Source organism: Mucilaginibacter sp. P4_E8 (assembly GCF_056401495.1).
In genome coordinates this window covers 1-1606 of sequence record NZ_JBFUJG010000363.1, presented here as the reverse complement: position 1 = coordinate 1606, position 1606 = coordinate 1, and the positions used below count along the sequence as shown (strand labels likewise).

The 1606-nt window shown below is 33.0% G+C and carries 1 protein-coding gene; it reads left to right on the top strand.

What is annotated here, in order from left to right; translation table 11 throughout:
• Nucleotides 1-1548 (top strand): hypothetical protein (locus tag AC1DRQ_RS31385; RefSeq protein WP_477430040.1); only part of this gene is annotated, 1548 nt, incomplete at its 5' end.
• Nucleotides 1549-1606 lie beyond the last annotated feature (58 nt).

Sequence of the window (1606 nt, the reverse complement as noted above, 5' to 3'; positions counted from 1 at the left end):
GTTGCAGGCAGCTTTAACCATCCACTTTATTTTCAATTTTATTATAAACAATATAAAGACAACTTCTCACTTAACAATATTGATCATACCAGTATCTATGATCTTATTTCAAACTTTATACTTAATAAAATTTACCTGGGGCATCATGCTAACGAAAAAACATTGCTGCTGAAAGGCCTTATAGAAAACATGGACTTTAAAAAGCGGGAATATGATGTGGATAAATTAAAAGTAAACAGTTTATTTAATCAATACAGCCAGGCATACAGGGAGTTACTAAGCATAGGTTTTTTAAAGGAAACAAATACAAGCAGCGATTCGCAATTTAACACCTATGTGCAATTTGGGAACAGTAATTTTTTAGAATTGGCCATAGCTAATAAATTGCTGCAAGATAATAACAAGGTATTTGATGCCCATTTAATTAAAGCTATTAACCAATTATTCTTTAACAATGAACTCAAGGTTGCTATTATTAAATGGTGTGTTATGCATGCCGTTAAAAACGGGCAGCTGGAAAATATTTCACTTTTATCCAAAACCGATCTTAACGCTAAAGAGAAATCAGAACTGATCATTTTTTTGGGAGACTTGCTTAATAAAACTTATTCGCTCCCAAATAATGCGGGCACAACAGTCAATTATTTTAAACAGGATTGCAGTGACGGATTATTTTATTACTTTTTGGGGTTGGAATTTATAAATACGGATTACAAAAAAACACTGCAAACCTTACTGAAATTTGAGCTATCTAATCATAAAAAGATCCTAACCTATACTGGGTTGGCAATTACTGCCATCCTTCAGTTAGATATGCCCTCATTAGAAGGGTATTTAATAAAACTCAACAACTTTTTGCCCGAAGATTACCAGCAGTTCACGATCAGTCCTTTAGAATGCCTTACCACAATACATTACTTTTTTAAGTATGGCATAATTAAAAAGGATTTCTTTATTAATATCACCCGTTTCTACTTTAATCCCCCCAGGCAAAACGGAAATTTAAATTATAGCCCTACAAATGATCTTATCTACTTACTGGCGGGCTTCTCGCTTTTAATATGTCAAAAACCAAGAAAAATGCTGCGGTACCTGAATGTACTTGAAAAACTATATGTTAATGATCTGGAAGAAGCTACCAGTTATACCTTTTTTTTAAATATTCTGACTGCCGATACGCACTTTTTACTGGGCAAAGTAAAAGAACTAAAAGCTATTCATGATACTATTTCTGAATTGTTTAAAACAAAAGAAAACTCATTTACATCGTCCATGAAACTGGCATTTTATAGCCTCAAAATTAAAAAAGCAATACTTAACAACGATTACGCTGCCATTCCTGGTTATTTAAAATATTTAAATCAGGCTGCTGATAAATCCGGGAACAAGTTTTCAAAAATATTTACGATAACCTTATTGATCAATCAACCTGCAATTATAAAACAGGATCCCGCTTTTTATAAACAATTAGCTTATAATAATGCCAGGACACTACGCGAATGCGGTTTAAGCCCCGAAACATTCTCAAGGCAGGATTCTTTCAACTAACCCATCAATTTGTTTATTCTTTAAGAAAAAGAAAGGTGACTTCGGCCAACTTTTGATC